Origin of the sequence: Acetobacter sp. KSO5 (assembly GCF_044094635.1) — a bacterium.
GTDB classification, from domain to species: Bacteria; Pseudomonadota; Alphaproteobacteria; order Acetobacterales; family Acetobacteraceae; genus Acetobacter; species Acetobacter cerevisiae.
Genome location: NZ_CP172014.1, coordinates 1,752,485 through 1,778,710 on the forward strand (window position 1 = coordinate 1,752,485; position 26,226 = coordinate 1,778,710).

Annotated in this window: 25 protein-coding genes and 4 pseudogenes; 11 read left to right on the forward strand and 18 right to left on the reverse strand. The window is 54.0% G+C overall.

Translation table 11 applies throughout. The features are described from left to right. Positions 1–339: 339 nt before the first annotated feature. Together ACHQGU_RS07985 and ACHQGU_RS07990 are read right to left on the reverse strand one after the other, a co-directional pair. A complete protein-coding gene (locus ACHQGU_RS07985; RefSeq protein WP_395494592.1) occupies positions 340–1,134 on the reverse strand; it encodes a hypothetical protein in 795 nt (264 codons plus the stop codon). Positions 1,135–1,482: 348 nt separating this feature from the next. Beyond that, the gene (locus tag ACHQGU_RS07990; RefSeq protein ID WP_395494593.1) at positions 1,483–2,478 is read right to left on the reverse strand and encodes a TIR domain-containing protein; all 996 of its coding nucleotides are present in this window, start codon (positions 2,476–2,478) and stop codon (positions 1,483–1,485) included. A 197-nt stretch (positions 2,479–2,675) separates the two neighbouring features. Between ACHQGU_RS07990 and ACHQGU_RS07995 the strand changes: the two genes are divergently transcribed. Beyond that, positions 2,676–3,284, forward strand: a complete 609-nt coding sequence (locus ACHQGU_RS07995; RefSeq protein ID WP_395494594.1) for a hypothetical protein — start codon at positions 2,676–2,678, stop codon at positions 3,282–3,284. A 528-nt stretch (positions 3,285–3,812) separates the two neighbouring features. On the opposite strand, the gene ACHQGU_RS08000 is transcribed toward ACHQGU_RS07995, so the two are convergent. The 6 genes and pseudogenes from ACHQGU_RS08000 to ACHQGU_RS08025 form a co-directional block, all read right to left on the reverse strand. After that, positions 3,813–4,589 (reverse strand): hypothetical protein, encoded by a 777-nt coding sequence (locus tag ACHQGU_RS08000; RefSeq protein WP_395494595.1) that lies wholly within the window; start codon positions 4,587–4,589, stop codon positions 3,813–3,815. 630 nt (positions 4,590–5,219) lie between these two features. After that, complete coding sequence (locus ACHQGU_RS08005) at positions 5,220–6,596, reverse strand: esterase/lipase family protein (protein WP_395494596.1); 1,377 nt, start codon at positions 6,594–6,596, stop codon at positions 5,220–5,222. Then, positions 6,593–7,237, reverse strand: coding sequence for a hypothetical protein (locus tag ACHQGU_RS08010; RefSeq protein ID WP_395494597.1), 645 nt, complete (start codon positions 7,235–7,237; stop codon positions 6,593–6,595). The genes ACHQGU_RS08005 and ACHQGU_RS08010 overlap by 4 nt, the downstream gene beginning before the upstream one ends. 131 nt (positions 7,238–7,368) lie before the next feature. Further along, positions 7,369–8,457, reverse strand: coding sequence for a CHAT domain-containing protein (locus ACHQGU_RS08015; protein ID WP_395494598.1), 1,089 nt, complete (start codon positions 8,455–8,457; stop codon positions 7,369–7,371). A 98-nt stretch (positions 8,458–8,555) separates the two neighbouring features. Next, positions 8,556–8,831 (reverse strand): annotated as a pseudogene (locus ACHQGU_RS08020) (type II restriction endonuclease); the annotation flags it as partial. Between the two features lie 555 nt (positions 8,832–9,386). Then, complete coding sequence (locus tag ACHQGU_RS08025; protein WP_395494599.1) at positions 9,387–10,022, reverse strand: TetR/AcrR family transcriptional regulator; 636 nt, start codon at positions 10,020–10,022, stop codon at positions 9,387–9,389. A 105-nt stretch (positions 10,023–10,127) separates the two neighbouring features. Between ACHQGU_RS08025 and ACHQGU_RS08030 the strand changes: the two genes are divergently transcribed. Together ACHQGU_RS08030 and ACHQGU_RS08035 are read left to right on the forward strand one after the other, a co-directional pair. Next, the gene (locus ACHQGU_RS08030; RefSeq protein WP_395494600.1) at positions 10,128–10,697 is read left to right on the forward strand and encodes a hydrolase; all 570 of its coding nucleotides are present in this window, start codon (positions 10,128–10,130) and stop codon (positions 10,695–10,697) included. A gap of 95 nt (positions 10,698–10,792) precedes the next feature. Next, positions 10,793–12,112, forward strand: a complete 1,320-nt coding sequence (locus tag ACHQGU_RS08035; RefSeq protein WP_395496400.1) for a DHA2 family efflux MFS transporter permease subunit — start codon at positions 10,793–10,795, stop codon at positions 12,110–12,112. 3 nt (positions 12,113–12,115) lie between these two features. Here ACHQGU_RS08035 and ACHQGU_RS08040 read toward each other — a convergent pair whose 3' ends face one another. Further along, a complete protein-coding gene (locus ACHQGU_RS08040) occupies positions 12,116–12,694 on the reverse strand; it encodes a TetR/AcrR family transcriptional regulator (protein WP_395496401.1) in 579 nt (192 codons plus the stop codon). A gap of 134 nt (positions 12,695–12,828) precedes the next feature. On the opposite strand from ACHQGU_RS08040, the gene ACHQGU_RS08045 reads away from it, so the two are divergent. Then, on the forward strand, positions 12,829–13,812 hold the full coding sequence (locus ACHQGU_RS08045) for an SDR family NAD(P)-dependent oxidoreductase (protein WP_395496402.1): 984 nt from the start codon (positions 12,829–12,831) through the stop codon (positions 13,810–13,812). A gap of 62 nt (positions 13,813–13,874) precedes the next feature. After that, positions 13,875–14,081 (forward strand): hypothetical protein, encoded by a 207-nt coding sequence (locus ACHQGU_RS08050; RefSeq protein ID WP_395494601.1) that lies wholly within the window; start codon positions 13,875–13,877, stop codon positions 14,079–14,081. 277 nt (positions 14,082–14,358) lie between these two features. Here ACHQGU_RS08050 and ACHQGU_RS08055 read toward each other — a convergent pair whose 3' ends face one another. Then, the gene (locus tag ACHQGU_RS08055) at positions 14,359–15,255 is read right to left on the reverse strand and encodes a LysR substrate-binding domain-containing protein (RefSeq protein ID WP_395494602.1); all 897 of its coding nucleotides are present in this window, start codon (positions 15,253–15,255) and stop codon (positions 14,359–14,361) included. A 98-nt stretch (positions 15,256–15,353) separates the two neighbouring features. Between ACHQGU_RS08055 and ACHQGU_RS08060 the strand changes: the two genes are divergently transcribed. After that, on the forward strand, positions 15,354–16,547 hold the full coding sequence (locus ACHQGU_RS08060; RefSeq protein ID WP_395494603.1) for an MFS transporter: 1,194 nt from the start codon (positions 15,354–15,356) through the stop codon (positions 16,545–16,547). Positions 16,548–16,614: 67 nt separating this feature from the next. Then, positions 16,615–17,067: a GFA family protein gene (locus ACHQGU_RS08065; RefSeq protein ID WP_395494604.1), complete on the forward strand. Its 453-nt coding sequence runs from the start codon at positions 16,615–16,617 to the stop codon at positions 17,065–17,067. 179 nt (positions 17,068–17,246) lie between these two features. Here ACHQGU_RS08065 and ACHQGU_RS08070 read toward each other — a convergent pair whose 3' ends face one another. Further along, the gene (locus ACHQGU_RS08070) at positions 17,247–18,143 is read right to left on the reverse strand and encodes an AraC family transcriptional regulator N-terminal domain-containing protein (RefSeq protein ID WP_395494605.1); all 897 of its coding nucleotides are present in this window, start codon (positions 18,141–18,143) and stop codon (positions 17,247–17,249) included. Positions 18,144–18,362: 219 nt separating this feature from the next. Here ACHQGU_RS08070 and ACHQGU_RS08075 point away from each other — a divergent pair, with 219 nt between their 5' ends. Together ACHQGU_RS08075 and ACHQGU_RS08080 are read left to right on the forward strand one after the other, a co-directional pair. Continuing rightward, positions 18,363–19,277: an SDR family oxidoreductase gene (locus tag ACHQGU_RS08075; RefSeq protein WP_395494606.1), complete on the forward strand. Its 915-nt coding sequence runs from the start codon at positions 18,363–18,365 to the stop codon at positions 19,275–19,277. Between the two features lie 5 nt (positions 19,278–19,282). Then, the gene (locus tag ACHQGU_RS08080) at positions 19,283–19,642 is read left to right on the forward strand and encodes a hypothetical protein (protein WP_395494607.1); all 360 of its coding nucleotides are present in this window, start codon (positions 19,283–19,285) and stop codon (positions 19,640–19,642) included. Positions 19,643–19,661: 19 nt separating this feature from the next. Here ACHQGU_RS08080 and ACHQGU_RS08085 read toward each other — a convergent pair. From ACHQGU_RS08085 to ACHQGU_RS08105, 5 genes and pseudogenes are all read right to left on the reverse strand, one after another. Continuing rightward, positions 19,662–19,783, reverse strand: a pseudogene (locus tag ACHQGU_RS08085) (TetR family transcriptional regulator); the annotation flags it as partial. Positions 19,784–19,834: 51 nt separating this feature from the next. Further along, entirely contained in the window at positions 19,835–19,990 is a 156-nt protein-coding gene (locus tag ACHQGU_RS08090) for a hypothetical protein (RefSeq protein ID WP_395494608.1), read from the reverse strand. A 160-nt stretch (positions 19,991–20,150) separates the two neighbouring features. After that, positions 20,151–21,391 (reverse strand): annotated as a pseudogene (tnpC, locus tag ACHQGU_RS08095) (IS66 family transposase); the annotation flags it as partial. Between the two features lie 118 nt (positions 21,392–21,509). Continuing rightward, positions 21,510–21,617, reverse strand: a pseudogene (locus ACHQGU_RS08100) (hypothetical protein); the annotation flags it as partial. Positions 21,618–21,658: 41 nt separating this feature from the next. Next, a complete protein-coding gene (locus tag ACHQGU_RS08105) occupies positions 21,659–22,258 on the reverse strand; it encodes an SDR family NAD(P)-dependent oxidoreductase (protein ID WP_395494609.1) in 600 nt (199 codons plus the stop codon). Positions 22,259–22,324: 66 nt separating this feature from the next. Here ACHQGU_RS08105 and ACHQGU_RS08110 point away from each other — a divergent pair. Beyond that, a protein-coding gene (locus ACHQGU_RS08110) for an IS3 family transposase (protein ID WP_172155878.1) occupies positions 22,325–23,511 on the forward strand; the annotation gives its coding sequence in 2 pieces (ribosomal slippage) (positions 22,325–22,595 and positions 22,595–23,511; 1,188 coding nt in all). 20 nt (positions 23,512–23,531) lie between these two features. Here the strand turns inward: ACHQGU_RS08110 and ACHQGU_RS08115 are convergent. Both ACHQGU_RS08115 and ACHQGU_RS08120 read right to left on the reverse strand, forming a co-directional pair. Continuing rightward, positions 23,532–24,128: a hypothetical protein gene (locus ACHQGU_RS08115; RefSeq protein WP_395494610.1), complete on the reverse strand. Its 597-nt coding sequence runs from the start codon at positions 24,126–24,128 to the stop codon at positions 23,532–23,534. A 328-nt stretch (positions 24,129–24,456) separates the two neighbouring features. Beyond that, a complete protein-coding gene (locus tag ACHQGU_RS08120) occupies positions 24,457–25,086 on the reverse strand; it encodes an HD domain-containing protein (RefSeq protein ID WP_240283618.1) in 630 nt (209 codons plus the stop codon). Positions 25,087–25,180: 94 nt separating this feature from the next. Between ACHQGU_RS08120 and ACHQGU_RS08125 the strand changes: the two genes are divergently transcribed. Further along, positions 25,181–26,173, forward strand: coding sequence for a GlxA family transcriptional regulator (locus ACHQGU_RS08125; protein ID WP_395494611.1), 993 nt, complete (start codon positions 25,181–25,183; stop codon positions 26,171–26,173). The last annotated feature ends 53 nt before the right edge of the window (positions 26,174–26,226 follow it).

Below are 26,226 nucleotides of genomic sequence, written 5' to 3' on the forward strand. Positions count from 1 at the left end.
GACATATCTTTGGGAATGCGGGTTCGTTTGACGTTATTCAGATCTGGTAGTTGGTGTTGCGATTTTCCGCCTGACCGCCTGTCGACTTCAAGAATGAAGCAGACAGGCAGCACTCGCCTCAAAATAGTCAATTAACGCTTCGATATGCTTTCCGAATAGCAGACATGAACTGCTTCGCTTTCTGCGAATTATTCAGCTCAGTAGCATGTTTCCAGATTTTTACGGACAATATATCAATAACATCTTTCCATCATGGCTGATGTCGAAAAGCGAAAACGAATATAATAAAAATACTGCATTGGTATTATATTTAATAAATCATATGCCATTCTAATAAAATTATTTATTTAGATTCTCTTTTATTTTTTCTATCAAACGAGACATTTTCTCCCGAGATTTAACTCCTTTATTTTCAAGTATGTATTCACGATTTTTTAGCTTTGTCTCTTCTGAAATATTTGGATTAGAAATTTGATTTTTTTTGAACCAGATATTTTCCGATATCGCAAATAGCTCATGAAAGTCAGCGTAAATATCTTCATCAAAAAACAACTGATATTTATACAAAGATTCTAAAAATCTATCGCAATTAGATTTTATTATTTTTTCGTTTTTTTTGCTTAATATATGAAATAATAATTTTATTTTCTCTGGAGATGAATTAACTGTTGATTGTTGATTTTCATCTAAACCTAATGAAGTAAGGTATTGATTTAACTGTATTTCATCCATATTCTCTATGGGGGGCAACATCGATGGCTCAAGAGCAATTTCATTTATTACTTCGAAAGTGGTTCGAAGCAATAACCAGCATTCAGATAGACCTTCGTATTCTTTTTCGCTAAATCTAATTTTTCTATCAAGAGATCTTCCTGTTGTCGTTTTAAATTCTTCGGTGGCGCGTGTTATTTCTCCAGTTAATTTTGCAAGTTCTTTATTTTCTTCCTTTTTTAATGAGCTTGTAAACTCTGAAAGTTCTTTTTGAATTGATTTTTTGTAATCTTCTAGGGAAGTTGAGAATTCATTTTGCAAAACACTTTTAAAGGTTTCCCTTCCAAAAAATGCAATTGCACCAAACACTATAGCCGTAACGAAAGGAGTTGCGACCCCCATGGCGTTCCATAAGTTTTCCATTACTCAGTGCTCCTGCTTGAGTTCGACTTTACTATCCTATTTTATCATGACCATGTAAAAGTATCAGAAAACTCTGTTCTTAAAATAATCGGCGCCAATCTTATCAAATAATTAACCTGATAGGTAAGCCAAAACTGAGCAGTAGGCAAATAAAAATGAAGATTAATGTCTACTCCCGTGCAATTATTCCTCATAATTTCCCGATCCGTCCTCCCAAGCTTTCTGTCACCTCTTTTCGTATAATTTACGCCTTCATCTGGATCGTTTGAAGCGCCTTGCGGCTAGCCAGAAAGCAGACTTTGTTCGAAACCATTTTTCCAGCGATCATCGTAATTCTTAAGTTTAGCCTTACACTTCAGGTTTCCTAGTATACTGAAGCAAAGATATGTCACCAGCGATATGCTTTACCGTTGCATATACAATCGCTCCATCTGTGTCTTCGAGTTCTAATGGTACATTGATTTTGAATGTGACAGGCTGCGTCTGGCCACCATTGATGGAAATATTGGTAGCGTAAAGATAAGTTCTATTTGATGTGTCAAGAATGGGGTTCAGACTTCCCTTGAGTCCTGGAAGAGAGCCGGTTCTATGCATCGTAACAGAACCAAGGTTGTCCATTCGGGGCAACGTAATTTCCATAGTTCCATCTGGGTCCACCTTGTCATATATCGCTGCGGGAAAAGTAGGATGCGACACTAGTAGTTTTGTGGATCTCCGGGTCTTTAAATCAAATGTTACGTCGCCATCATCATTGGTTTTGATACTATTGTAGGTTCCATTGTCGGCCTGCAAAGTAATCTCACAATTTTTTATAGGTGTACCTTCATCATCTGTGACGATCACAGAAAACTTTCTGGCTACGCCGACGTGATGACGCGCCAGAATGCTAAAATCGCGACGAACCAACTCTGTCGGAATCAATCCGCCCGAGCTAATAAGCTTTTTCGTAATAAGAGAGACTAAGTCTTCGGGAGAACGATTTTTTAACGAGACATAGCCCACCGTGCACAATATTCCCGGTATTTCAGTATCATCAAAACGTGCTGGCAATATATACTCTTCAGCAGATTGGAACGCACGAGCCTGAGCCGACTTTCGCTCCTGATTAGTCCAAAGCTTACGAGCATAGGCTTTAGAGATAAACATCACAGTAAATTGGGCTTGTTTGTGATAAACATCAGAGAGATGACTGTAGAGGTCTTTCCCCCATAAATCGGCTTCCTCGAAGAGATCATAAAATACTTTTACGCCACGTTCATCAAGAAGGTTAGCGACACGATCAACGTAATCTCGCTCTTCTCCCGCGAACGATAACGCGATGTCATACTTTCGTTGTTCATTCATGGTTCACCATAGCGATAGAATAATCCTGCGACTAAGGTTGATTTTTCTGAAACGATCAATCCCCCGTGTTTTCTTAGAAAAAAGAGCCTACGCGGATGTCTCGTGGATGAGAATAGCCCCCGATACCGGACATGCTGCTTCCCCCCCCTAGCCTGGCGGGTAGCAGTATATAAGAGTGCTTTTGGAGTGATGTATTCGTGGATTTTCAAGTTCTTGAAGTTTTTACCAGTGAGGTGAAATCGATTTCGGCTGCGTGCGGTCTCGGTATTGCGACGGTTTTCTCGTATCACCGATTGATGTCGGCGCAGTTTCGCCTATCCAGATCAAAGAGGGAGAAAATCTATGGCTTCTTAAAGAAAAATCCCGATATTGAAAAAGCAAACCCTCTCGTCCTTTATTATGCAGTATACGAGGCAATGGGTTCTGCTTTTTCCACATACGAGATTACGGCGGCCTACCTCCGTAGCAATCCAATTGCTATGCTTAATGACATCAAATCGGTCCGCAGCATTGTTCAGTGGAATGTTGGCCAGGGCGAGTTTATCGCGATAGGAAATCGGGATCGACAATGGTTTGAAAAAGGAACAAACAGCATCTTGGGTGGTATCGGGCTTGCATATTTAATAATTATGCCGATTGCAGTCATTTATCAGCATGAATATCCACATTTTTCTTTTGCATTGGTTCTAACCTATTTATTGCTGGCGGTATTGTGTGTTCCCTTGGCGGTAAAGTGGGCGACAGCAGCTCGTCTTTTGAATATTGACAAATACTATCCCAAGATCGACAAACAGAAGTTGTTCTGATGTTGTCACATTAACCTTTTGTAGTTAAGCGCTGGCGTGATTTCGGGGTTTCAGGCGTGGAGAGCGATTGCGGTTTTCTATTGGGCGAACGCCTGGATGCGGTAGATGTGTCGAGAGATTGAGTTAAAGCTTTTCGACAGGCTAAACGTGAAGGGGTTGAGAACCCTCCAATTGGTCTACTTGACATTGAGCGAGCGAGCCAATCCCCACTCATGGAAGAAGAGGGGGCACAATAACTTTTTCCTATCTTGTGAAATCTCTTTCTGGCGTGGACCTCACAGCCAGCTTATTTGGCGGTCATCAAGATACGATACAGGGAGCCGCAGGAAGGGCAGCGGCAGCGACCGGGGCGTTCGTATTCGCTGGTGAGTGCGTTGCTGATTTCTATCTTACACAAGCGCATTGAACCGCTCCGCGATTGCCGACGACGTCCGCTTCTGAAGGCCCATGCCCCGAAGCGGACATTCTTCTTTCCCCCATAAGCACTCTTCCCCGCTGAATACTTCACGAGGAAGGGCGATATTTTCCTTAATCGTTTTTAACCCAGAACCTTTTTTTTGCAGTTCTCTGCAAGGTCCATCCAGCCTGCCGCATGGCGCGGCCAAGTGCCCGTTGATGGATCGTAGATATTGGCCATTGATAATGAAGCAGATCTTCGACCACCAACCGTGAGGTGATGTGGCCTGTCTGAGAGGCAGCCCAGATTTCGAGCACTTCGGGCATCCTGGCGTCCAGCCGCTCCTCGAATGTCGGAAGCGGCGGAGGGGGAGGAGGTGCCTGCTCCCCCTCTTCGCGTGCAGGATCAAACTCCTCTACGATGACTGAAATACGCTCATCGGGCGTTTCTGGGCTTTTGCGCAGCGTTCCGAAGAGATGCTTAGCCAGAAATTCAGCGTGCTCTCGCAGGGTCAACTCTGCTTCGGGGTCAGCAACCGCCCCGGCCTCGATTTCTTCCCACGCTTTGTGCAGCCCGATGGGTTCCCAATATGAGCGGGAGTAATGCTCCGCCAGGTTCTCCTGAGTGACCACCACCCACCGGCCCTGTATCACGTTGAAGATTTCAATGCGTTCGGGGAGACATTTCCGTCGCCGGCTTTCCTTTAGCCATTCCCCGCGTTTTTCCTCATTATGTACGGGAGTGTCGCCGCGCTGCTGCGGATCATAAGACTGCCTGCTGGCCTTACGCCGGACGTCCGTCCAGATGTCATCCGGATCCCCAAAACCCCTTACACTCAGAGGACAAAGCTCCAAGATATTCTCCGAGGTGGCCGGACGCCATTCCCATGTAATAACATTCCAGACCATGAGACTTCCTGTCTGTGAATTATATCTGGTATTTCTTGTCAGCCAGGCCTCCCGGGCCGGGCGTGACAGCATTCTCACTGCGTCATCACGCATGATGATATTTCTCATTGGTTTCTACGTTTCGTTCTGGACGGATCGGAGAAACCGGTTGAGGCGGCCCTGTAGGCCATGGCGATGCGTAGACGCGCGTGATCACCCGGCCCTCTTTCGAAGGTCGAAGCGTGTGTAACTGTCTGATAAGCCAGTGTTTCATGGCGATCAGACGTCAATTTGTAGGGATTTATGATGGAAGTGGTTGCGGGGGCAGGATTGGTTCTCAGCTTGCGGCAATCGCAAGTTGAGAGCCAATGGAGTTTAAGTGACTGTTTTTCGAGCCTTTTTTCTGCATGCGCCTGACCTGACGTTACTTACGCCATCAACGCCCCCCTCCCCGATCCGAATTTGAGACGGTTTTGCTAAGCTCCAAGGCACTGCTCGCTAATCTTCTTAAATCTCAAAAATAGCTGACCTGCGGCTTACGCCCTCATGTCGGACATCTGCGCTCCCGAACAGATTTTCGCAAACGCGGACGTTTGTCGCGTTCTTTTCTTCAAGAGCCTTAAAATATAGCCACACACATAGACCAAGTAGTCAATCCGGCCGCTTAACCACAAACGCCGGACCGATGAATTTTTGCCCTGCGTCCTTCGTTTCGAAGACAGGACGCAAGATTGCTGGTCCTGCTATACCTTCTATCTCGACCTTAAGAGAAACCAGTTCGGGTCCGTTGTAATCGAGCGAGCGAACGAACTCCTTTTGCGATTCCGAGAAGGCACTTTCGTCTACTCCATCTGCATCACTGGATAATCTCGCTCGTTCCAAATAGAGTATCCCTTCGACTTCCGCTGCCGGACCATCGATCTCAAGTAGGACCTCAATCGGCTCCTTGTGCTCAATGAACAGCTTAGCAGGTGTTAGAGAGATGACGGTTTGCACCGACATTGCAAGAAGACCATCAGCATCAAAAAAGTCCTGAAGCGCCATCAGCACTTCATCCGCTTTAATCAGTGACATATGATTCTTGTCGGTGAGCCGGATTTGGTGAGCGCTCACGATAGAGCCCTGAAGGTTGACCGTACCATCACCACCGTCCTTAGACTTCACAAGTACGGCTCGCACCCCGTCCCAAAGTAAATGGGTCATAGTCTCAAACCTGTTGCCGACGAAGAAAAACGTACGCATATCCGGCCACGGCTTCTGAAGCTGTTCAAAGGCGGTCAACGCGCTCGCTAGACTAGATTTCGTCAGACCAAGAACATCTGAAATTGCAGGATTGTAGACGTCATGACTCCTCAAGCGCCCGCCTGCCCCACGCTCCCATACAGGTGCCGATCCAGGCTGGGGAAAGAGATGATAGACTGCAGGGTAGCGAGCGTCGTTTGCCAGCGTCTTCGACTGCTCCTCACTCAGGAATTGAGCGCGCTCTTGGCCGAGCGCGCTGGCAAGCGCGACGACCGCACCATTATGCGGTGTTCCAAAAGTTATAAGTGATGAAATCCTTTCGAAACCAAGTCTCTCATGGAACTGGCCCGACTGGAGATAAAAGCGTGAAACGAGGCCGCCCATGCTGTGAGCCGCAATATGGATGTTGATGTTGGCCCCATGATCGCATGTCGCTTTCTGGATCGCCGATGCTAATGCCTCTGCGCCGATGTCAAGCGAGAGCCGCCAATCGTAAGGGACAGGAATAAGCGTAGGTTTTGCACCTGCTTCGTCGAACATCCGGTCACCCGTTTCGCGATTAATCAATTTTCCGAAGGTGCGTATCCAAATATCGTAGACATCTACGATCCCCACAGCTTTTCGTAGGATTGCCTTTGGTTCCAAGTCTGGCGAAAGCAACCGGTTGAATTTGTCTTTACTATAACCACAGAGTAAATCCAAAGTACTCCCCGGCCATACCTTACCCTTATTGTCCCAAAGTTCTGACCCCATTAAACCCGGCACAAAAATTAAGACATCTGTCATCGGCAGTAGTCCCGTATGGCCTCTAGGCACTTCAAGACACTGTCGCGCTCGTTGGCGGGTATCGCTTCGAGCGACTGCGCGCATAATTCCATACGCTTTATGGCACCGACTAGGTCGTCTCGATTTTCGCAGAAGTCAAAAGGACAACCTCTAGTCTCCTCATGAAACCCAACATTGTAGATGCTCGACCAGACCTGAGCCATGGTCATCATCGCTATTGCTGCTTCAAATGGCCTTCCAGCCTTGCTGGCATATTCACGGATCCCATATGACGAAATCGCGACTTCTCTGCCTTCGCCCACCGAGAAATAATTCCACTCCAAGCTGAGCGTGTTATCTCCATTATCAATCGTATATGCCAACATAGGCGCAAACAGCCCTACTATAACATCGACGTTAATACGTTTGCGCGTCTCGGCCAAAAATGGAAAAAACTCCTGAACCGCGATGTTCTGAGAGAGTTCGTCCCAGTCATTCTCCAGAATACGCCTCCTCCCAGTCTCAAAGCGAGAGCGAAACGCGTCGCCGATCATACCCACCCCCATCGGCAGTGATGCCTCCACTGGATAGAAAGTGAACTTAGACTGGCGACGACTAACATGGTCTAGGACACGAAAAAGGAGTCCGGCACGCGCACTCACGTCGAAGACTCCGATCTTACGGGTCGACTGTGATACACGTGACCGCACTCGTCTCGTGCGTGCTGTTGCAGAAGAATTGAAATTCATCTTCGCTGTATTGGCATATAGTAAGTTAACGGGTGCTTTGATTGTCATTTTTTCACCCGAGTAGTGAACAACTGACCACAACCTGAACGACGGTATAGCACAGGCACCCCCCATTCAACGGCTGCAACGCCGATATTGTCAAATGCAACGCCCATTGCAATGCGACCTGCATTAACCGCCCGATCGATGTTCCCGCTCTTCAGTAACTCTCCGTATAATGCTCCACAGAAAGAATGAATAGACCGCAACGAGACCGGCATCTGGTTCGCTACGATTGCAGGCACACCCGCCTGTACCATTCTCTCCGCGATTGGGATAAGCGGAGCGATGTCAGAACCCACGTTCGCCGTATCGCAAGCCGAGAGCACCACGAGACGCGTTGATTTCGACGAAAGTACATTATGTACCTGCGCGGCGCTAAGAGGATGCGATTTCTGGCTGCCGTGTTTTGCAAAAATGAGCGCGTTCGGTGCTCCGTGCCCGATGAAATGCACAATGTGTGGGTCGAAAGCTTGCACAGCCTCTCTCACCCTCGAAGAGTCCGAAGCTTCGCAAACCATAAATTCCATAGCTTTGGCGTCAAGCTGCGGTGTGGTCGCGGCGATGAGAGTTTTCATTGTGTTTTGAGTCTCAATCCACTCAACGGAGGGTTGATCTGATGGTTGCGAAACAACAAGTATAATCCTAATCCCACCGTTTAAGTTGAGATTTTGCAGCGGCCGAGAAGGAGTGGACGTAACTAGTCTACAGATCGACCGAGCGAAGTGCGGGGCTACTTTGAGGTCGGGCCAGATCAAAAACTCCCACGGGATGCTCTTGAGGCCTGGATCGGTAATGCACAGCGAAAGCTGGACGGCACTGCCGTGGGACGCTGCATCGTATATCTGTCTAACTGGACCAGCAAATAGAACTCGAGATAGCAAGACGCCGATTGCCTCTAGGTCGGCTGGCTTCAATTTCTCACCACCAGATAGGCTCGCTTCAATTCTGGTACGTGTGTTCGCAAGCTGTTCCACATCAATTTGGGTGGTCGAAGGCGCGAGAGCGACATTGAAGTCTGTTCTGGCAGAATGAACCATGCAGTTTGAAGCATCACGATGGAGAATTAGGTCAATCTTCACGTCTTTTGGCATGTCAATCTTGGTAATCTTTTATGTTCATCGCCGACCATCCTACACTTCAACGTTTTTGACATATTCTATCTGGGCCAATGACAGACCATTGAATGGTTATCAGAAATTCGTAGCTTCGGCTTCCAAAGGACCGCATGATTCGCCCCTTTGAATATCTGACGCTGCTCCGCAATCGAATGGACAATAGCCTCCAGAGAAGAGCCATAATAGGCAGCCCCGAACGTGCCAGCGGCAATTTCGACGACAACCTACCGCAGCCAACGGCGGATATACCGGAAATTATTGAGGCGCTCACCCCACAGAAACCAGCTCTGATAAGTTCTTGCCGGATCATCCCGCCAGCGAAGGATAAGGTCTCGAATAAGGTCGGTCATCAATCCAGAAGCTAAAATTACATTCGCTACTGACCCTGATTGTAACAGCAGCTCACGTCAATGCGGATAATCGCAAGTGGTTGCGCGGTATGATACCCCCGCTTTGAACCTGCCCCCTCTAAACCTATGGAATTAAACAGTTCTGCAGAAGAAGGCCTCAGTTTACGCATAGCAAAACCCCGCTAAGCCGTTGACTTAGCGGGGTTTCAGAAACTGCAAGTGGTTGCGGGGGCAGGATTGGTTCTTAAATTGCAACAATCGCAAGTTGAGAATAAAGCGAGCTTAAACGGCTATTTCTCTAAACTTTTTTTGCATATGGCTGACCATTTCACTCATGCCATCAATAAGCCACCTGGAGAGTTCTAAAAACCCTCTTTTCCGCCTGTATAAAAATCGTAACCCATTGATATCGCTACTACTGGAAAAATCAAAATAGGGGTTTTTAGAACCCTCCACCTGCCCTTTCTAAACTGAGGGCAATTTTACTCAGAACTAAGGCCTTGTCTGCCAAGCGGAATAAATCGAAAAGCGGACATCAAATTTACCGCGTCCAAATTACTGCGCAATCGCCCGAAAAGGCCCAAGCCGGGATGAAAGATACAGCCGGTTCATGCAGCGCAGTTCATCCGGCGCCCCCGGCGCTGTCGGCGCATCGCCATGGACCATGCCGACCATGACTTTCATATTGTTCAGAACGACAGCAGCAATGTCATCCGCCGTTTTCTGATCCAGTCCGGGGGCGCAGGCCCGCAATGCCGTCGCTATACCAAGCAACGCCTGACCACGTGACTGTGCACGAAGCTCTGTCCTGTCCGTCCGTGCCGTCATCAGCGCCGGAAGCGATTGCACGCGGGGATAGAACCTGACGATCAGGTCAATCAGACCATCCGCCAGTTCGTCGGGGGACAGGCCTGATGCATGGCGTCCGATCGCTTCATATTCTTCCTGCAGGATCGCCATATGCTGCTGCAGCAACGTTTCGGCAATGGCCTCCTTGTTGGGAAAGAAGCGGTAGAGCGACCCAATCTTCGCCCCTGCCCGCGCGGCTATTTCCGCCATTGTCGTCGCATCGTAGCCACGTTCCGCGATGAGGTCGGATGCGGCCGCCAGCAGTTCGGCCACGCGTTGCCGCCCAACCGCCCGCCGGGGCTGAAGGGGTGCGCGCTTTTCGCTTGACGTACTTGAGTCCATCCTCAAATAGTGTCCCTGTTTGAGTGTATGCTCAATTTCTATCAACTCCTTCCATGCCGGACAACAACCCGGCATGCAGGAGCCTGATAACAGGAGAAGACCGCCATGACATCGTTTTCCGCGTCCCGGACCGCCCTGATCCTGATCGACCTTCAGAAGGGCATCATCTCCCATCAACTGGCCCCTTACACGGGCGGGACGATTGTCGAACGCTCCAAGACCCTTGCCGCACGCTTCCGCGCCGCCGGTGCGCCGGTCATTCTGGTCAATGTCGCATTCGCCCCCGATTTTGCCGACGCCCCGCATACACCCGTTGACCAGCCGTTCGCACCGCCTCCCGGTGGCTTTGCTGCTGACTGGACCGATCTGGCCGAAGGGCTGGCCCAGCCGGGCGACCTGCACGTCACCAAGCGGCAGTGGGGTGCTTTTTACGGGACGGATCTTGATCTCCAGTTACGGCGGCGCGGCATCACCACCGTGGTCATTGGTGGCATTTCGACGAACCTTGGCGTGGAATCCACCGCCCGTGCGGCACATGAACATGGCTACGCCGTCGTCCTCGCCGAAGACATCACCTCCACCTTTTCCGAAGAGATGCAGCGTTTCGCATATGACTGCATTTTCCCCCGCCTTGGGCATGTAACGACAAGCACCGCAATCGAACTGGCATCCTGAAGGTAGAAGACACAGCCTTGCAAGACGCTCCTCCCTCCGGTCGGCTGCCTGCGGGCATCTGGAAAATCGTCAGTGTTGCGGCCATCGGCGCCTTCATGTCGCAACTGGATGCGACGATCGTCAATGTCTCGCTGCCGGATCTGGCCAGCACACTGCATGCACCGTTTTCCACGGTGCAGTGGGTAGTCAGCGGATATCTGCTGGCGCTGGCCCTGGCACTCCCCCTGAACGGATGGCTTGTTGACCGGTTTGGCGGCCGGACCATCTATCTGGGGTGTTTTGCCGGATTTACGGTAACATCCGCCCTGTGTGCGCTGGCCTGGTCCGCGCCGTCGCTGATCGCATTCCGCATCCTGCAGGGCATGGCGGGTGGCCTGCTGGCCCCCATGGCCCAGATGACGATTGCCCGCGCCGCCGGAAAGGACATGCCACGGGTTGCAAGTGCCGTCACGCTTCCCATACTGCTCGCGCCACTTCTTGGCCCCGTCGTGGCCGGTGGCATCCTGTCGGTTGCCTCCTGGCGATGGATTTTCCTCATCAATCTGCCATTCGGGCTTATCGCGCTGCTGCTCGCCAGCATGTTCCTGCCCGATGACAGGCAGGAATGCCGTCCGCGCAGGCTCGACATCGCCGGACTGATGCTGCTTTCCCCGGCCCTGATCGCCCTGCTTTATGGCACCGATCATATGGGACAGCGAACGGGTCAGGGTCTCCTGTGCCTTGCTGTCGTCATGGGTATTCTCTACTTGCGGCAGGCGCATCGGAAAGGAGAGCGTGCACTGATTGATCTGGCGCTGTTCCGGGCGCCGATCTTCTCCGCTTCCGCGCTGATCATGTTCATGCTGAACGGGGTTGCGTTCGCGGGACAGATGCTGCTGCCGGTCTGGCTCATCCATGCCTGCGGCATCCCTGCGGAACGGACGGGCTGGTTCATGGCGCCGCTGGGCCTGGGCATGATGTGCACATACCCGCTGACAGGACGCCTGACCGGGCATTTTGGCATCCGCAGGCTGACCCGTTTCGGGGCCATCTGTTCCGGTCTTGGCACCCTGATGCTTGCCATGCTCGCCTTCTCCGGTTTCAGTATCTTCGTTCTCGCAATAGCGCTTTTCCTGCGTGGAGCAGGAACCGGGGTCATCGGGATTCCTGCGATGAGTGCGGGCTATGCATCCGTCGCACCTGCGGAAATCCCCATGGCGACCGTCGCCCTCAATATCGTGCAGCGTATCGGTGGCCCGACCCTGACCACGCTCTGCGCCACGTTACTGGGGTGGCGTCTGTCGCATGCCACCACTCCCCCTGCGGTCTCACTGGCTTTCACGGCGGCCTTCGGTCTACTCTGCGTCTTTCACGGCCTGCTGTTTTTGACGACATTCAGACTGCCGAAGGGCATGCCACGCCGTCCTCCGCCGTAACGCTCACCCTTCGGGACGCGAACCTGCAATCAGGACATCAACGAGGCGTTTCGCACGCGCCTCCCATCCCGGGCCGGTCGCGTAGTTCGAAACGCCACCAAGGGCGCACAGCAGATCGACCGGTTCGATATCAGGCCGGATGTCACCGCTTTCCATGGCACGGGCAACAAGCCCGTCAATCGCAGCGGTAAGAACTGTGCGGGAGTCCGCATAGATTGCGTCCGTTCCGCCGAGGAGGCTGTTCAGGGCGGGCGCGATCACCTGCTTGGTCGCGATGTAATCGACGAACAGGTTCAGCCACGCGCGCAACGCTTCGACGGGCGTATGAGTTTCCGCCAGACGGGGGGCGGCCGCTGCGAGCCGGTTCAACTCATCACGATAGACTGCCTCGATAAGGGCGTCACGATTGGCAAAATGGCGATAAAGCGTGCCAATCCCTACGCCGGTCCGCCGCGCAATCTCATCCAAAGGAATGTCAATTTCGCCTGATCCGAAGGCGGCCCGTGCCGTTTCCAGCAGGCGTTCGCGATTTTTACGTCCATCGCTGCGTGGCCTGCGACGGCGCGTCTGGTCCTCTTCCACGTCTTTCCCTCTTGTTAAACGGAGCAATGCTCCGTATATAAATAAGCGGAGCATGCTTCCACATAACTCCCCGGGCGCCCTTTCCACAAGGAATGGCGTTCCCTTCATGCTGGAGGCCTACTATGGCACAGACTATGACACTGCAATTTGGTGCAACATCCACCACCGAGGATGTCCTGCGCAATGTTTCCCTTACCGGCAGGCGCGTTCTCGTGACCGGTGTTTCAGCAGGGCTTGGCATTGAGACAGCCCGTACGCTGGCAGCCCACGGGGCCACGGTCGTGGGGGCCGCACGCAATCTTGCGAAAGCGGAACACGCAACCGCACAGGTTCGAGCTGATGCGGAAAAAAGCGGCGGATCATTTGAGTCGCTTGAACTTGATCTCGCTGATCTCGCAAGCGTTCGCGCCGCCGCGGACCGTCTGAACGCAACAGGCAAACCGTTCGATCTGGTCATCGCCAATGCAGGCGTGATGGCTACTCCTTTCGGGCATACGAAAGACGGGTTCGAAACCCAGTTCGGCACCAATCATCTGGGGCATTTCGTGCTGGTGAACCGGATTACCGGCCTGCTGCGGGCAGGCTCCCGCCTGGTCAATCTTTCCTCCTCCGGACATCGCTTTTCGGATGTCGATCTTGCCGACCCGAACTTCGCACATACACCCTATGACCCCTGGCTTGCTTACGGCCGGTCAAAGACCGCCAATATCCTGTTCGCAGTTGCTTTCGATGCCCGACATCGGGAACGAGGTATACGGGCCACTGCAGTTCACCCTGGCGGGATTATGACGGAACTCGTGCGTCATCTGCCGAAAGGCGAACTTGAAACAATGGTAGCGCAGATCAACGCACAGGCGGCTGCTGACGGCAAACCGCCTTTTGAGTTCAAAACAATTCCACAAGGTGCTGCGACTTCAGTATGGGCAGGTGTCATTGCTGCCGCCGATGCGGTAGGCGGCCATTATTGCGAGGACTGCCACGTCGCACAGGCCATTCCCAATGATGCACCTAAAGGGCTGCTTGACGGGGGTGTCCGTGCTTATGCCGTTGATTCGGCGCATGCCGAGGCCTTGTGGGCAAAAAGCGAAGAAATGGTCGGAGAGCGGTTTGCGTCATAATTCCCGTCAGCATTCCAGCCGGATCTGAAAGAAACCTGCTGTCTGCCAGGTCAGGCTCCCCTATGAATGAACTGACAATTTCCTGCCTGTCGATCCACTTTACATGCCCGGTGAATCGGCAGGTTGCGTTTCCTTTATTACCCCTCAGGCTGTATTCTCTTAGCCTGCTGGAAGGCACCGGTATCGACGTCACCGAACAATGGTTCTGTTTCAGTGATCTCCGTCCTCTACCCGGATATCAAGGAAAGGACGGCCACGGGACGGCCTGATCAACGCCCAGGAATATCTCACTAGGGAATATCTAAACGGTAATTGCCGGTGGTTGTTGTGAGAGGCGACACCGCCGATTTGAACCCAATTTTCCTAAGGCTTTGGAAGAAAACAGTTTTCTTGAAAACGATCTCAATATCCGCATAGTAAAAACCCGCTAAACCATTGACCTAACAGGATTTCAGAAAACGTAAGCCATTGCGGGACGTAATTATCCCGAATTACGTTGCGTGACACAAAATCGGAGGTTCATGATATTTCTCCGTCGGTCAATTGTTACCGTCCAGCCATTCCTTCCCTTGCAAGCCACTCAACGAAATGTACTGCGGGCGCGGTCTTGTTGGTCCCTTCGGGGAGCAATGCGACGTAGCCGGTGCGGTGCACCCGGATCTGTGGAAGCGGTGTTACAAGCTGTCCCATCGCAATATCGATATCGAGCATAGGCAAAGGGCCGATCCCGATACCCAACCCGTCCAGCACAGCTTGCCGGGTGATGAAAAAATGGTCGAACAGGGTCCGCGGGCGGCCAATGAGATGAGGCAATTCCGCTGCTTCCAGCCAGTCGATCCAGTCTCCCGGTCGCGTCTCGCTGGCCAGAAGCTGGTGGCCTTCAAGATCGGCAGGACCGAAGATCGGTCGCTGAGCGAACAACGAAGGGCTCATGATCACCGTATCAACATCGTCCAGAACATGAGTGGCACGATGATGTGGCCACGCACCAGAACCCGCCACGCCACGACGGATAGCGACATCGAAGCCACCACGGAGTTCCTCGTGCACCGTTGAGACGGTCGTCACCACGACTCCCACGGATGGATAGACGCTATGGAAAAGGTCCAGCTTTGGGATCAGCCAGCGCATTGCAAAGCTGACCGGGGCATTGACGCGCAGGATCCGTCTCGCATCAGGTCGTCCGCATGCTTCGGCAGCCGTCGTCATCCGCTCGAAGGCGCCGCTGACCTCGGCCGCAAAAATACGCGCCACCGGTGTTGCGACCATGCGCCGGCCGGATCGGTGAAAAAGTCGCTGCCCCAGCCAGCTTTCCAATAGGGCAATCTGACGGCTGACCGCACCATGGGTCAGGCCGAGTTCTGATGCAGCCTCGGAATAGCTACCCGTACGGGCCGCAACTTCGAAAACACGCAGAGCATTGAGAGGCGGTAGATGGCGCATGGGATCCGTGATGAAAACTGACAGGTATGGTGATAATATTCCCGCTATTCCCAGAAAAGTCACATGTCTAAAGTGTTCTGCGAAAGGACGGTGTGCACATGCAGATGAGCGCCATCACTGAATCCGCATCACAGCAGCTCACGTGTGCCCAGGAACAGCGGCGGGGACTGATGGCTGCGTGTCTCGCTCACGCGCTACACGATGGCTTTACAGACGGGCTGTACGCCTTCTTTCCAGTCTGGCAAGCCCAGTTCGGCCTTTCCTATGCCGGGCTTGCGATCGTGCGTGCTCTCTATTTCGGTACGATGGGTGGTCTTCAGGTGCCTGCGGATCGCCTGCTGAATGGTATGTCACCGCGCAACGCGCTCGTTTTGTCCACATTGATTGCGGCAGGCGGTCTCGCGGTCATGGCGGTTCCGATGGGATTTGCCGGATTGTGCTGCGGCCTTGTCCTCGCGGGCATCGGGTCGAGTATCCAGCATCCGCGCGCATCGCACCTGATCACCGAGTGCTATGGCAGTGCGGCCCGACGCCCACTCAGCCTCTATAATTTCTCCGGCGATCTGGGCAAAGCGACCCTGCCCGCTCTCATTGCACTTTTGCTGCCCGTCTTCACCTGGCGCCCGATAACGGGCACCCTTGCCCTGCTGGGACTGGCCCTGTCCCTGGTGCTGATCAAGCTCACACCCCGGAAAATTACGCCTGCCGCAGCGATGTCCCCGCATCAGGGATCTTCCAGCAGGCACACCGGTTTTGCATGGCTGTTGACGATAGGGGCTTTCGATACCGCAACACGGATGGGTTATCTGCTGTTCCTGCCTTTTCTCATTCATGGCCGTGGTGGATCGTCGGCGACAGTCGGAATGGCCCTGGCGCTCCTCTTTGCCGGAGGCGCGTTGGGAAAGGCAACATGCGGGTGGCTGGGCGATCGTCTTGGTATCGTCAGAAGCGTCGTTGCCACGGAAACGACGACATCACTGCTGATCATCGCTACGCTGTTTACGCCACTGTCGGGGACACTGGTGCTTCTTCCCCTGCTCGGGATTGTCCTGAACGGGACATCCTCCCTCCTGTACGGAACAGTGCCTGAGTTGGCACCCGGTGGAGATACGGGCCGGGCCTTTGCCGTGTTTTACACCGGGGTGATCGGCGCAGGTGGACTGGCGCCAATTGCCTATGGCCTCCTCGCTGATCATGTCGGTCGGACCACAGGTCAACTTGCGACAGCCGCGACAGCCCTGCTTATCGTCCCAATGGTACTTCAACTGGGCTTTTCCATGAAAGCCGCGTGAGGCCGCCCAGAGCAGACGACAACCGATGCCGGAGACGTGGACTATTTATGCTCAGGAGGAAGAGATCATGACAAGCGTAACGAACAGTCGGACAGGCGGCTGCCACTGTGGTGCGGTACGCTTTGAAGTGATGCTCAGCGACGGCCTTCAATCCGTCCGTCGCTGCAACTGTTCTTATTGCCGCATGCGGGGATCGGTGGTCGCCGCGGCAGCACTGGATGGGATAAAAATTCTCCAGGGTGAGGATGTGCTGACGACCTACCGTTTTAATACAAAAACGGCACAGCACTTCTTCTGTTCTCGATGCGGCATCCATACGCATCATCAACGTCGGTCTGATCCGAACCGTCATGCCGTAAATGTGGCCTGTCTTGACGGGGTTAGTCCTTTTGATTTTCCGGAAGTGCCAGTAACGGACGGAATCAATCATCCGAATGATACGGGAAAGCCGGCGCGACTGGCCGGGATCCTGCATTTTGAAAGTGCTTCAGCACCCCTGAAATACTCCAGGATGGGATAAAATATTGAAATTTCAGGTCTGCTTTTCGCAAGGGGCATCAAAGCCCTTATTATGTATGCGAAAAGGCCGCCTGTCTGCTAATTTCATCTGGTAGACAGGCAGCTTGAACGGGGAAAGCTTGTAGTTCCTGACACAAGAAATCTTGATACGGACGCACCTTCGCATCCGCTCCAGCATAGTCAGATAATAAAGGACCGAAGTCCCATCACGTCTCGTTTGGGCGCTATCCCGAACCTGCGAACATAGTCCCGACTGAATTGCGACGCGCTTTCGTAACCAACTTCAAACGCCGCGTGCGAGACATTGGCGTCCTCTGATACCATAAGGCGGCGCGCCTCAAGCAGTCGCAACTGCTTTTGATACTGGAGCGGCGTCATAGACGTCAATGTCTTGAAATGCTGATGGAAGGCCGAGAGGCTCATGCGTGCAACGGCAGCAAGCTGCTCAATCCTCACCGGCTTTGTAAAATTTGCGCGCAGCAGATGAATGGCTTCAGCAACCCGTTGCAGGTGACTGTCAGGCAGGACGAGTTTACAGATTTCGCCCGCATGAGGCCCTGTTAACAGCCAGAAACATATTTCCCTCATGATCGCTGGCCAGAGGATCGGAGGTGCCGTCGGATTATCGAATAGCCGTATGAGTCGCCGGATGCAGTCGGCCAGATCTTCCGAAAGTTCGGCGACGAATACTCCAATTCCCTGATCATTTGACGGTAAAGGTGGCTGCGTAAGTTGCGTCATAACCTCACGCAGGATACCTGCATCCAGATCCAGGGTGATACCGATATATGGGCACTCGTGACTTGCCTCCGTCACACGGCCAAGAGCGGGTATTTCGACGCTAACCAGCAGGAACCCCATGGCACCATACTCGAAGATGGCATCGCCAAACTCAACTTCCTTGGCGCCCTGAAGAGTAATACAGAGTGATGGTTTGTAAACCATGCCATTCGGGGGCGTCTTTTCGCTCAACCTAATGATATTCAGGCCGTCGAAAGACGTCGTGAAAAGCCCGTCTGTGCCACAACCCTGCCCGTCCAGATAGCAGGTTACAGCCCTGGCGAGAGATGAAGACATTTCCTGCTCCAGCCAAAATTCCAACAGTTCCCATCTACACTCTGCTCATCGTCTGAGCCAGAGCATTGCAGGATCGGGCAAGAAATTTGAGAGTTCGGGCATTCGTCTCATCGCCATGCTCGCCTAAGTATTGGGTATCTGCCGGGATCAATGGCCAGTGCCGTCGAAATACCAGCCCCTCTTCCTGAAGAGAATTCCTTGCGTGTACAGGAGCCCAACATGAGCAAATGGACGACATCAAACATTCCAGACATTCGCGGCCGCTCATTCGTCGTGACCGGGACGGGCGGCCTCGGGTTTGAGGATGCATTGGCGCTCGGGAAAGCTGGAGCGACAGTCATTCTCGCCGGACGAAACCCTGGCAAAGGCGCGGAAGCCATCTCCCGGATAAAAAGGGAAGCTCCGAAGGCATCCATCAGCTTTGAGGCTCTTGATCTGGCTGATCTTGCATCGATAGCCGCGTTTGGTGAACGTCTGCGCAGCCAGCACGACCATCTCGACGTGTTGATCAACAATGCCGGGGTAATGATGCCCCCCACACGCAAAGTGACCTCGGATGGTTTCGAACTGCAGTTCGGAACCAACTATCTTGGGCACTTCGCACTGACCGCGCATTTGTTCCCCCTGCTTCGCAAAGGGCACAATCCGCGAGTTGTAACGCTCTCCAGCATCGCGGCGCGTGACGGCCGGATCGCGTTTGATGATCTTCAGGCAACACGTAATTATAAGCCCATGCCGGTCTATAGCCAGTCCAAGCTGGCCTGTCTGATGTTCGCGCTGGAGTTCCAGCGTCGCAGTGAAGCGGGAGACTGGGGGATCACCAGTATCGCCGCGCACCCTGGTATTTCGCGTACCGATCTTCTTCCGAATGGGACTGGCGCTTCGAGTGTCTTCGGCATCGCGCGACGGGTATTGTGGTTTCTTTTCCAGCCAGCTGCCCAGGGCGCGCTGCCGACCCTTTTCGCCGCCACGTCCTTCGAGGCAAAGGGAGGCGGCTATTATGGCCCCGACAGACTGAGTGAGACGCGTGGATATCCCACTACTGCCAGAATTCCTCCTGCCGCACTCGACCGGCCGGCTGCCGCTCGTCTGTGGGATATTTCCGAAAAACTTGCCCATGTGCAGTTCGGGTAAGCACCATGCACAGGACTTTCCTGCTTGCTGCCTACATCTGGCTGACCTTCAGCGGCACACTGCATTTTCTTGTCGACGTCGTTTCACAATATGTGCGACACAAACGTGTACCGGGACCGGAGACAACCCTGTATTATGGCCTCAACACATCATTCGCACTGGGCCAGGTTGTCTTTGGTCTCCTCTGCCTCTGGCTGGCAAGGCAAGCGCCAGCACTCATTGATCAAGGAGCGGTCACAGCGATATCGTTTGCTGCTGCCGCAGGCTGGACTGCGATCACGTTCGCCTTCATGCGTTATTGGGAACCGAAGATGAATATTGCCGTCTTCGTGGTCCTGTTGACCTGCGCGACGCTTATCCGTTGAAAGTTAGGTGCAGCAGGAATCACGCTCGTGATCCGGCGATAAGAATGTCGACAAGCCGCTTTGCACTGGTCTCTCCGCCGGGCCGACAGAAAAAATCGAAACGCCCGCCAGAGCACGCAACAAATCAAGCGGCGCAATATCGCCGACGGACAGAACACGGCCAGTGCCAAGGATCTTCGGATCAGCTTCCGTCTAGAACATCCCGCGCCGGACGCCGGTATCCATGAAGTTCACGCCGGCAGCGGCCACATCGACCAGAACCTCACCTGGATCTGGTGCTGGGTCGGGCCTTTCGACCAGCTCGAGAACTTCGGGGCCACCCGGTTCGCGCATTACGATAGCGTGCATGTCAGTCTTCCTTGGAATGATCAGTAAAGGGGTTATGCGTCAGGTCACGACTGCGGAGCTGCAAGCAGCTTCGTGGCGTTCAGGGCCTCGCGGGCGGACTGGCCGTCGCTGTAATCGTGCCAGAGAACGGTAAGCATCCGACGAGGGCCGCAGGCATGAGTCAGGCCGCCTGTGTATGATTGGCGTGTCGGGTGTTTTTCCAATTCCAGGGTAGCAGGTCGGGGAGACGGGGATATCGTTGATCCGTCCGATGACATCAGCCAGCCAGGCATGGGGATCGACATCGTTGAGTTTCGCAGTGACGATCAGGGCATACATGGCAGCCGCTCTCCTGCCGCCGCGGTCCGAACCCGCGAACAGCCAGACCTTGCGTCCTACGGCGATGCCACGCAGGCTCCGTTCTGTCGCATTATTGGTCAGGCAGATCCGGCCATCATGGAGGAACGCCGTGAAGGTATCCGGTCGTCTGAGGATGTAGGCCATGGCCTGCGCAATGGGTGATTTTGTGGACATACGGCTGCAGCTGTCACGCATCCATTCCATCAGGTTTTCCACGATGGGCGCGCCAAGCTGCTGCGGCACGGCACCATTGATGGTCCGTTCCACCTCGAACAGGCTGTCGATCCGCCTTACGGCTTCCACGGCAAGAGGTGTCCTGCCCAGTTCGGCCAGCCGGAACAAGCCGCGTCGGGCATGCACCCAGCAGCCCGCCAGCGTTACGGGCGCGGGCAGCCGTCCCGGCTTTCGTAGGCATCGGCCTGCACGATGCCACTCCAGCCATCGAGGTGAATGGTGGGATGCTCGCCCCTGCGATCGCGGGAGTAGCCGAACCAAGCAGCAGGAGGCGCGGGACCGGCAAAGGGACGGTCCGGTCATCGCGCACATAGGTCCATAACCGCCCGGTCATGGTGCGACTGCTGGCCAGAACTGGTACGGTGGTATCATCGGCATGTAACCGCTCTCCAGCAAGGACATGCTCTTTGATCAGTGCCGTCAGCGGTGCCAGTGTTGCGGTGCAGGCCCCCACCCAGTCAGCCAGGGTGGACGTATCCAACGCAATTCCTTCCCGGGCAAAGGCTGCCGCCTGCCGGTTCAGGGGCTGATGGTCCCCAAACTTCCCGACCAGGACAGAGGCCAGAAGGTGCGGTCCCGCCCGTCCGCGGACAAGAGGATGGAATGGGGCTGGCGGCTGGGTAATGGTCTCGCAGTCCCAATAGCTGAACTTCTCGCGCACTGTCTGGATAACCCTGAACCGGCGCGGAATGACCTCAAGGGTTTCCGTGATGCTCTCGCCCAGTTTCGTCAGTCTTGCCTAGCCACAGCAGGGACACTGCGTGGGGCGGGAATGACAACGCGCTCGCGCGGCAGGGCTGGCAGAAGGGGTCTGCGTCCGGCATGGCGTGTGGGCCAGGATCAGTGACCGGGATCGCTGTACCGAGTACATTGGCCGGGTCATCCACGGGCATGCCCGTTTCCAGAACTTCACGACGTTCTCTTTTCCGCGCACTTCAGGATCGCCGTGGTTGGAAAACACAATGGTGTCGTCAAAGAATGTCCCAATCAGCTCCGCATCCCTCTTTTCGAAGGATGCGACGAACTGCCGGACTGTTTCTCCTGCATCTGACATCTGGACTGTCCTTTGCTGGGAATGGTTCCGGTAGGCCGGGATCAGGCGGAGTAACCGCCGTCGATCGTCAGCAGGGAGCCCGTGATGAAGCTGGATTCAGGGCTGGCGAGATAGGCCACGAAGCTCGCGACTTCCGTATCCGACCCCAGGCGGCCGAGCGCCATGCGGGGACGCAGCATGTCGCGCATCGCGTCGTTCCTGATGTTGTCGGTTTCGGTCGGGCCGGGCTCGATCGCGTTGATTGTGATTCCGCGCGGCCCGAGATCGCGGGCAATGGCGCGCGTCATGGAACTGACGGCCCCCTTGGTCATCGCGTAGGCGAAGGAGCCGGGGAACGCGGTGTAATGCGCGACCACGCTGCTGTTGTTGATGATCCGTCCGCCTTCCTTCATGTGCGGGACGGCTGCCTGAATCGCGACGAAGGTGCCGCGCACATTGAGGGCGAACATCTTGTCAAAGGTGTCGAGCGCGAACTCGTCCACCGGTCCACCGAGCACGATGCCGGCATTGTTCACCAGAATGTCGAGGCCGCCCAGCTCCGCGACCGTGCGCGACACGGCAGCCTTGATTTCATCGGCACTGGTGTTGTCCGCCTTGATGGCGAGGGCCTTGCCCCCGGCAGCGGTGACTTCGGATGCCACAGAAGTGGTCCACATTTTTCGGACAGGGCGATAAGCTATCATCTGGCCTGAACGAGGACGGGTTTTATGGGCAAGGTTACGCGGAAACGGTATGCGGCGGAGTTCAAGTCACGGGTTGCCCTGGAGGCGATCCGTGGCGAACTGACACTGGCGGAGTTGGCGTCGAAACATGGCGTGCATCAGACGATGATCGCCCAATGGAAGCGCCAGGCGATCGAAGGCATGGCAAGCCTTTTTTCTGGTAAGTCAGTAACGGAACCTTTAGTCAGCCCTGCTGATGTAGAGAAACTGCACGCCAAGATCGGCCAGTTGCTGGTGGAACGGGATTTTTTGCGGGATGCCTCTGCTCGGTTGGGCGTGATCAGAGGCGGCAGATGATTGACCCGAAGCGAGCGCGTCTGCCGATAATCCGGCAATGCACGCTGCTGCAACTCAACCGGTCGGGCGTCTACTATCGGCCTGTGCCACAGAGCGAGGCCAATCTGGAGCTGATGCGGCTGATCGACGCCCAGTTCCTGGAAACGCCGTATTATGGCTCACGGCAGATGACATGGCATCTGCGCCGCCTGGGACATGAAGTGGGCCGCAAGCGGGTCCGGCGGCTCATGGCGACCATGGGCCTGCGGGCGATCTACCAGAAGCCGCGCACGACCGTGCCCCATCCGGAACATCGGAAATATCCATATCTGCTACGGGATCTGGTCATCAATCGGCCTGACCAGGTCTGGTGTTCCGATATCACATATATTCCCATGAAACGGGGATTTCTCTATCTTGTGGCGATCATGGACTGGTTCACGCGCAAGGTCCTGTCCTGGCGTCTGTCGAACACGATGGACGTGGAGTTCTGTATCGAGGCGCTACAGGATGCCCTCATGCGCTATGGCGCCCCGGACATTTTCAATACTGACCAGGGGTCGCAATTTACGACACCCCGTTTCACCGGGATACTGGAAGAGCGTCAGATCCGCATCAGTATGGACGGGCGTGGGCGATGGCTGGATAACGTGTTCATCGAGCGTCTGTGGCGGTCGCTGAAATATGAATGCGTCTACCTGCACGCGTTCGAGACCGGATCAGAACTGAGGGCCGGGCTTGGCAGATGGATCGCCCACTATAACGAAAGGCGTCCGCATACGGCGCTGGCTGGACGAACGCCCGATGAGGCGTATCATGACGTGCCGACGCCATCTGGTCCGGGGTTAACCCCGGACCAGATGGCCAACAGCAACGCCGTCAGAATGGCGGCATAACAACAACCGGGTATAGCTTATCAAGCCCACAAAACTGTCCGAACGGACGGGACCATGTGTGTCGCCAATGCGTCTCCCAAGGCCAGTACCCGCTCGGGACGTACGTCTAGCAGCGATAAAGCAAGCTGGTATACCTCGGGATATGGCTTGCCAATCCACCGTACTTCGCGGTCCTGAGCTTCATACCAGCTTGCCAATGCGCCTGCACATATCAAGCGGCGGTCGCCACGGATGACCTGCTGATCCGGATTAACGCATATCATAGGCAGATTTTGATCGGCGCATTGTTCAAGCATGGAGAGATATGGCGTAATGTCCTCCTCTCCCAGGTGTGCATCCGGTCCGGTGTTGAGCAGAAAATCTGCTTGATCTGGATCAGTCACAACCTCGATATTGAGATCGGCGTATACATCCATATCCCGTCTCGGACCGAGATGAATCATACGATGGCCGCAAGCGGCAAACCAGGGATCAATGCGCCGAGCCAGCATTTGATGGACGCATTCGCCACTTGTCATGAGGGCGTCATAGAGATCGGCTCTCACACCGAGGCGCCAAAGTTCCGGTTCGACAGATGCATTACGCCGATAAGAGTACAATCCGCTTTTTTGCTGCACGCAGGCGTTTCAAGCACTCGATCACGCCGGGGTACGGCGACACGCCATTATGAACACCCCCCCATAAATCAACGATATATCCGTCATAATTCTGGTTCAGGTCAGCAAGTCCATCGCACCATCTCATAAAAGCGTTACCCTTCCCGGTCGCTATTGAAGCAAAGTTACAGCGTAATAGGTATCGCAAGGCCCGCAGCCTGCTAAAACAAGTAACAGTGTCCGGTAAGACCGGAATGGTTTCCAGACCGATGAGAGGACCGAGCCGGGTAAGCAACCCGGCCGGCATGCAGGGACTTGTCGAACCTGTTCCTATACAACAGTGACGTTATCAGCCGCTCCAATGCGAACAACGGATAACGCTGCAAAAATTGCCCCTGTGGAAATGAGGGTCCTTGTCAGCGAGAACGTCGGCTTTCACGTTACCAAATGTTGTTTCTGGCTTGTGTTTGATACCGTCGTAGAAAGCCTGAATAATGTCTTCCTTGAAATGCGGTGTACGAGGAAATGTCTTGATGACCGTATCTCGTTCAATAGCCGTATATTCGTCGTAGGTAAGACCGAGAACATCCATTTCCACACCTGCAGTCACGAGTGCAACAATCGGATGCATATGTTTGGGAATGCCGGGCGTGGTGTGAAGCGCAATCGCCGTCCAGACCAGGTCAATATCCTGCGGGGCAATCCCCCGACCGGAAAGAAACGCTTTCGCCGCGTTGGCTCCGTCCACTTCGAAACGCTCATGGGGACTGCTGTAAGGGGGCATCAGCCCGAGATCATGAAACATGGCTCCTGCGTAAAGGAGCTCACGATCAAAATTCAGTCCTCTGTGTGCACCGGCCAGGGCGCCGAACATATAAACGCGGCTGGAATGGTTGAACAGAAGCTCTGTTTCGGTGTCGCGCACGAGTTCCGCGATCTCTTTCGCCAATTTGCTGTCGGGTATCTCGATGGTGGGCATTGGTTTCCCTTTCCCTGTATGTCTGCCCAAATCATATCTTTTAGATACAATGTCTCATATTGTCGTTTGACGACGAAACAGGACATTTTACATCATGGCAGGACACGGAAAGAATATGCGCAAAATTGGCATTCTGGCGCTCCCCGGTGCACAGATGCTGGATATTTCAGGCCCGTTGGATGTGTTCGCAGAGGCTAATAGCCAGATCGGCTATAAAGCGTATGCTCTTTTTGTCGTGGGTATCTCTGACCGGCCGATTGAATCGTCATCTGGAATGCGGTTTCTACCGGACTGTACCGTAGATGACGCTCTCGGGCGGTTCGATACCCTCCTGATTGCCGGTGCGCCGGGCCTGAAAAACACGCATTATGAGCCGAAAATTGTCGACTGGATTCGCCGTGTCGCACCAGATTGCCGTCGCTATGGCTCCATCTGCACGGGCGCGTTGCTCTTAGGGGCCTCAGGTCTTCTTGATGGTCGGCGCGTGACGACCCATTGGGCCGTAGTCGATCAACTTGCTCGGGCATGTCCCGCCGCAGAAATCGAGGCCGATGCACTACACGTGCGAGATGGACCGCTCCGCACAGCCGCCGGCGTGACCGCTGGCCTCGATCTCGCACTCTCTCTGGTCGAGGAAGACTGCGGTCTTGCGCTCGCAAAAGATGTCGCATCCCAGTTGGTCATGTTTTTCCGACGGCCGGGAGGCCAGTTGCAATTCAGCAGACGGGGTGAAGTCAGACCTGCCGGACGCTCAATCATCCAGGATATCCAAAGATGGCTCATTGCTCATCCCGACGAAGACGCCAGTACGGCGGCTCTGGCGAACCGAGCGGGGCTCAGCGCCCGTCATTTCACACGGATTTTCAATCAGGAATTAGGCATAACTCCGGCTCAATGGGTCGAGCAGATCCGCATTGATCTTGCGCGTGCCAGACTGGAGGCCGGGGATTATCCCAAGCAGGTCGCTGTCGCTTTTGGCTTCAGGGACATCGACACATTCCGTCGTGCTTTTCAGCGGCAAACGGGTGTCACGCCCGCAGTTTACCGACGACGATTTGGAGGAATGGATGAACAAACAGAGACATAAAAATGGCAAATGATTATTCGGAACAGAAGCATAGATCAGTGTCATCCTCCGGG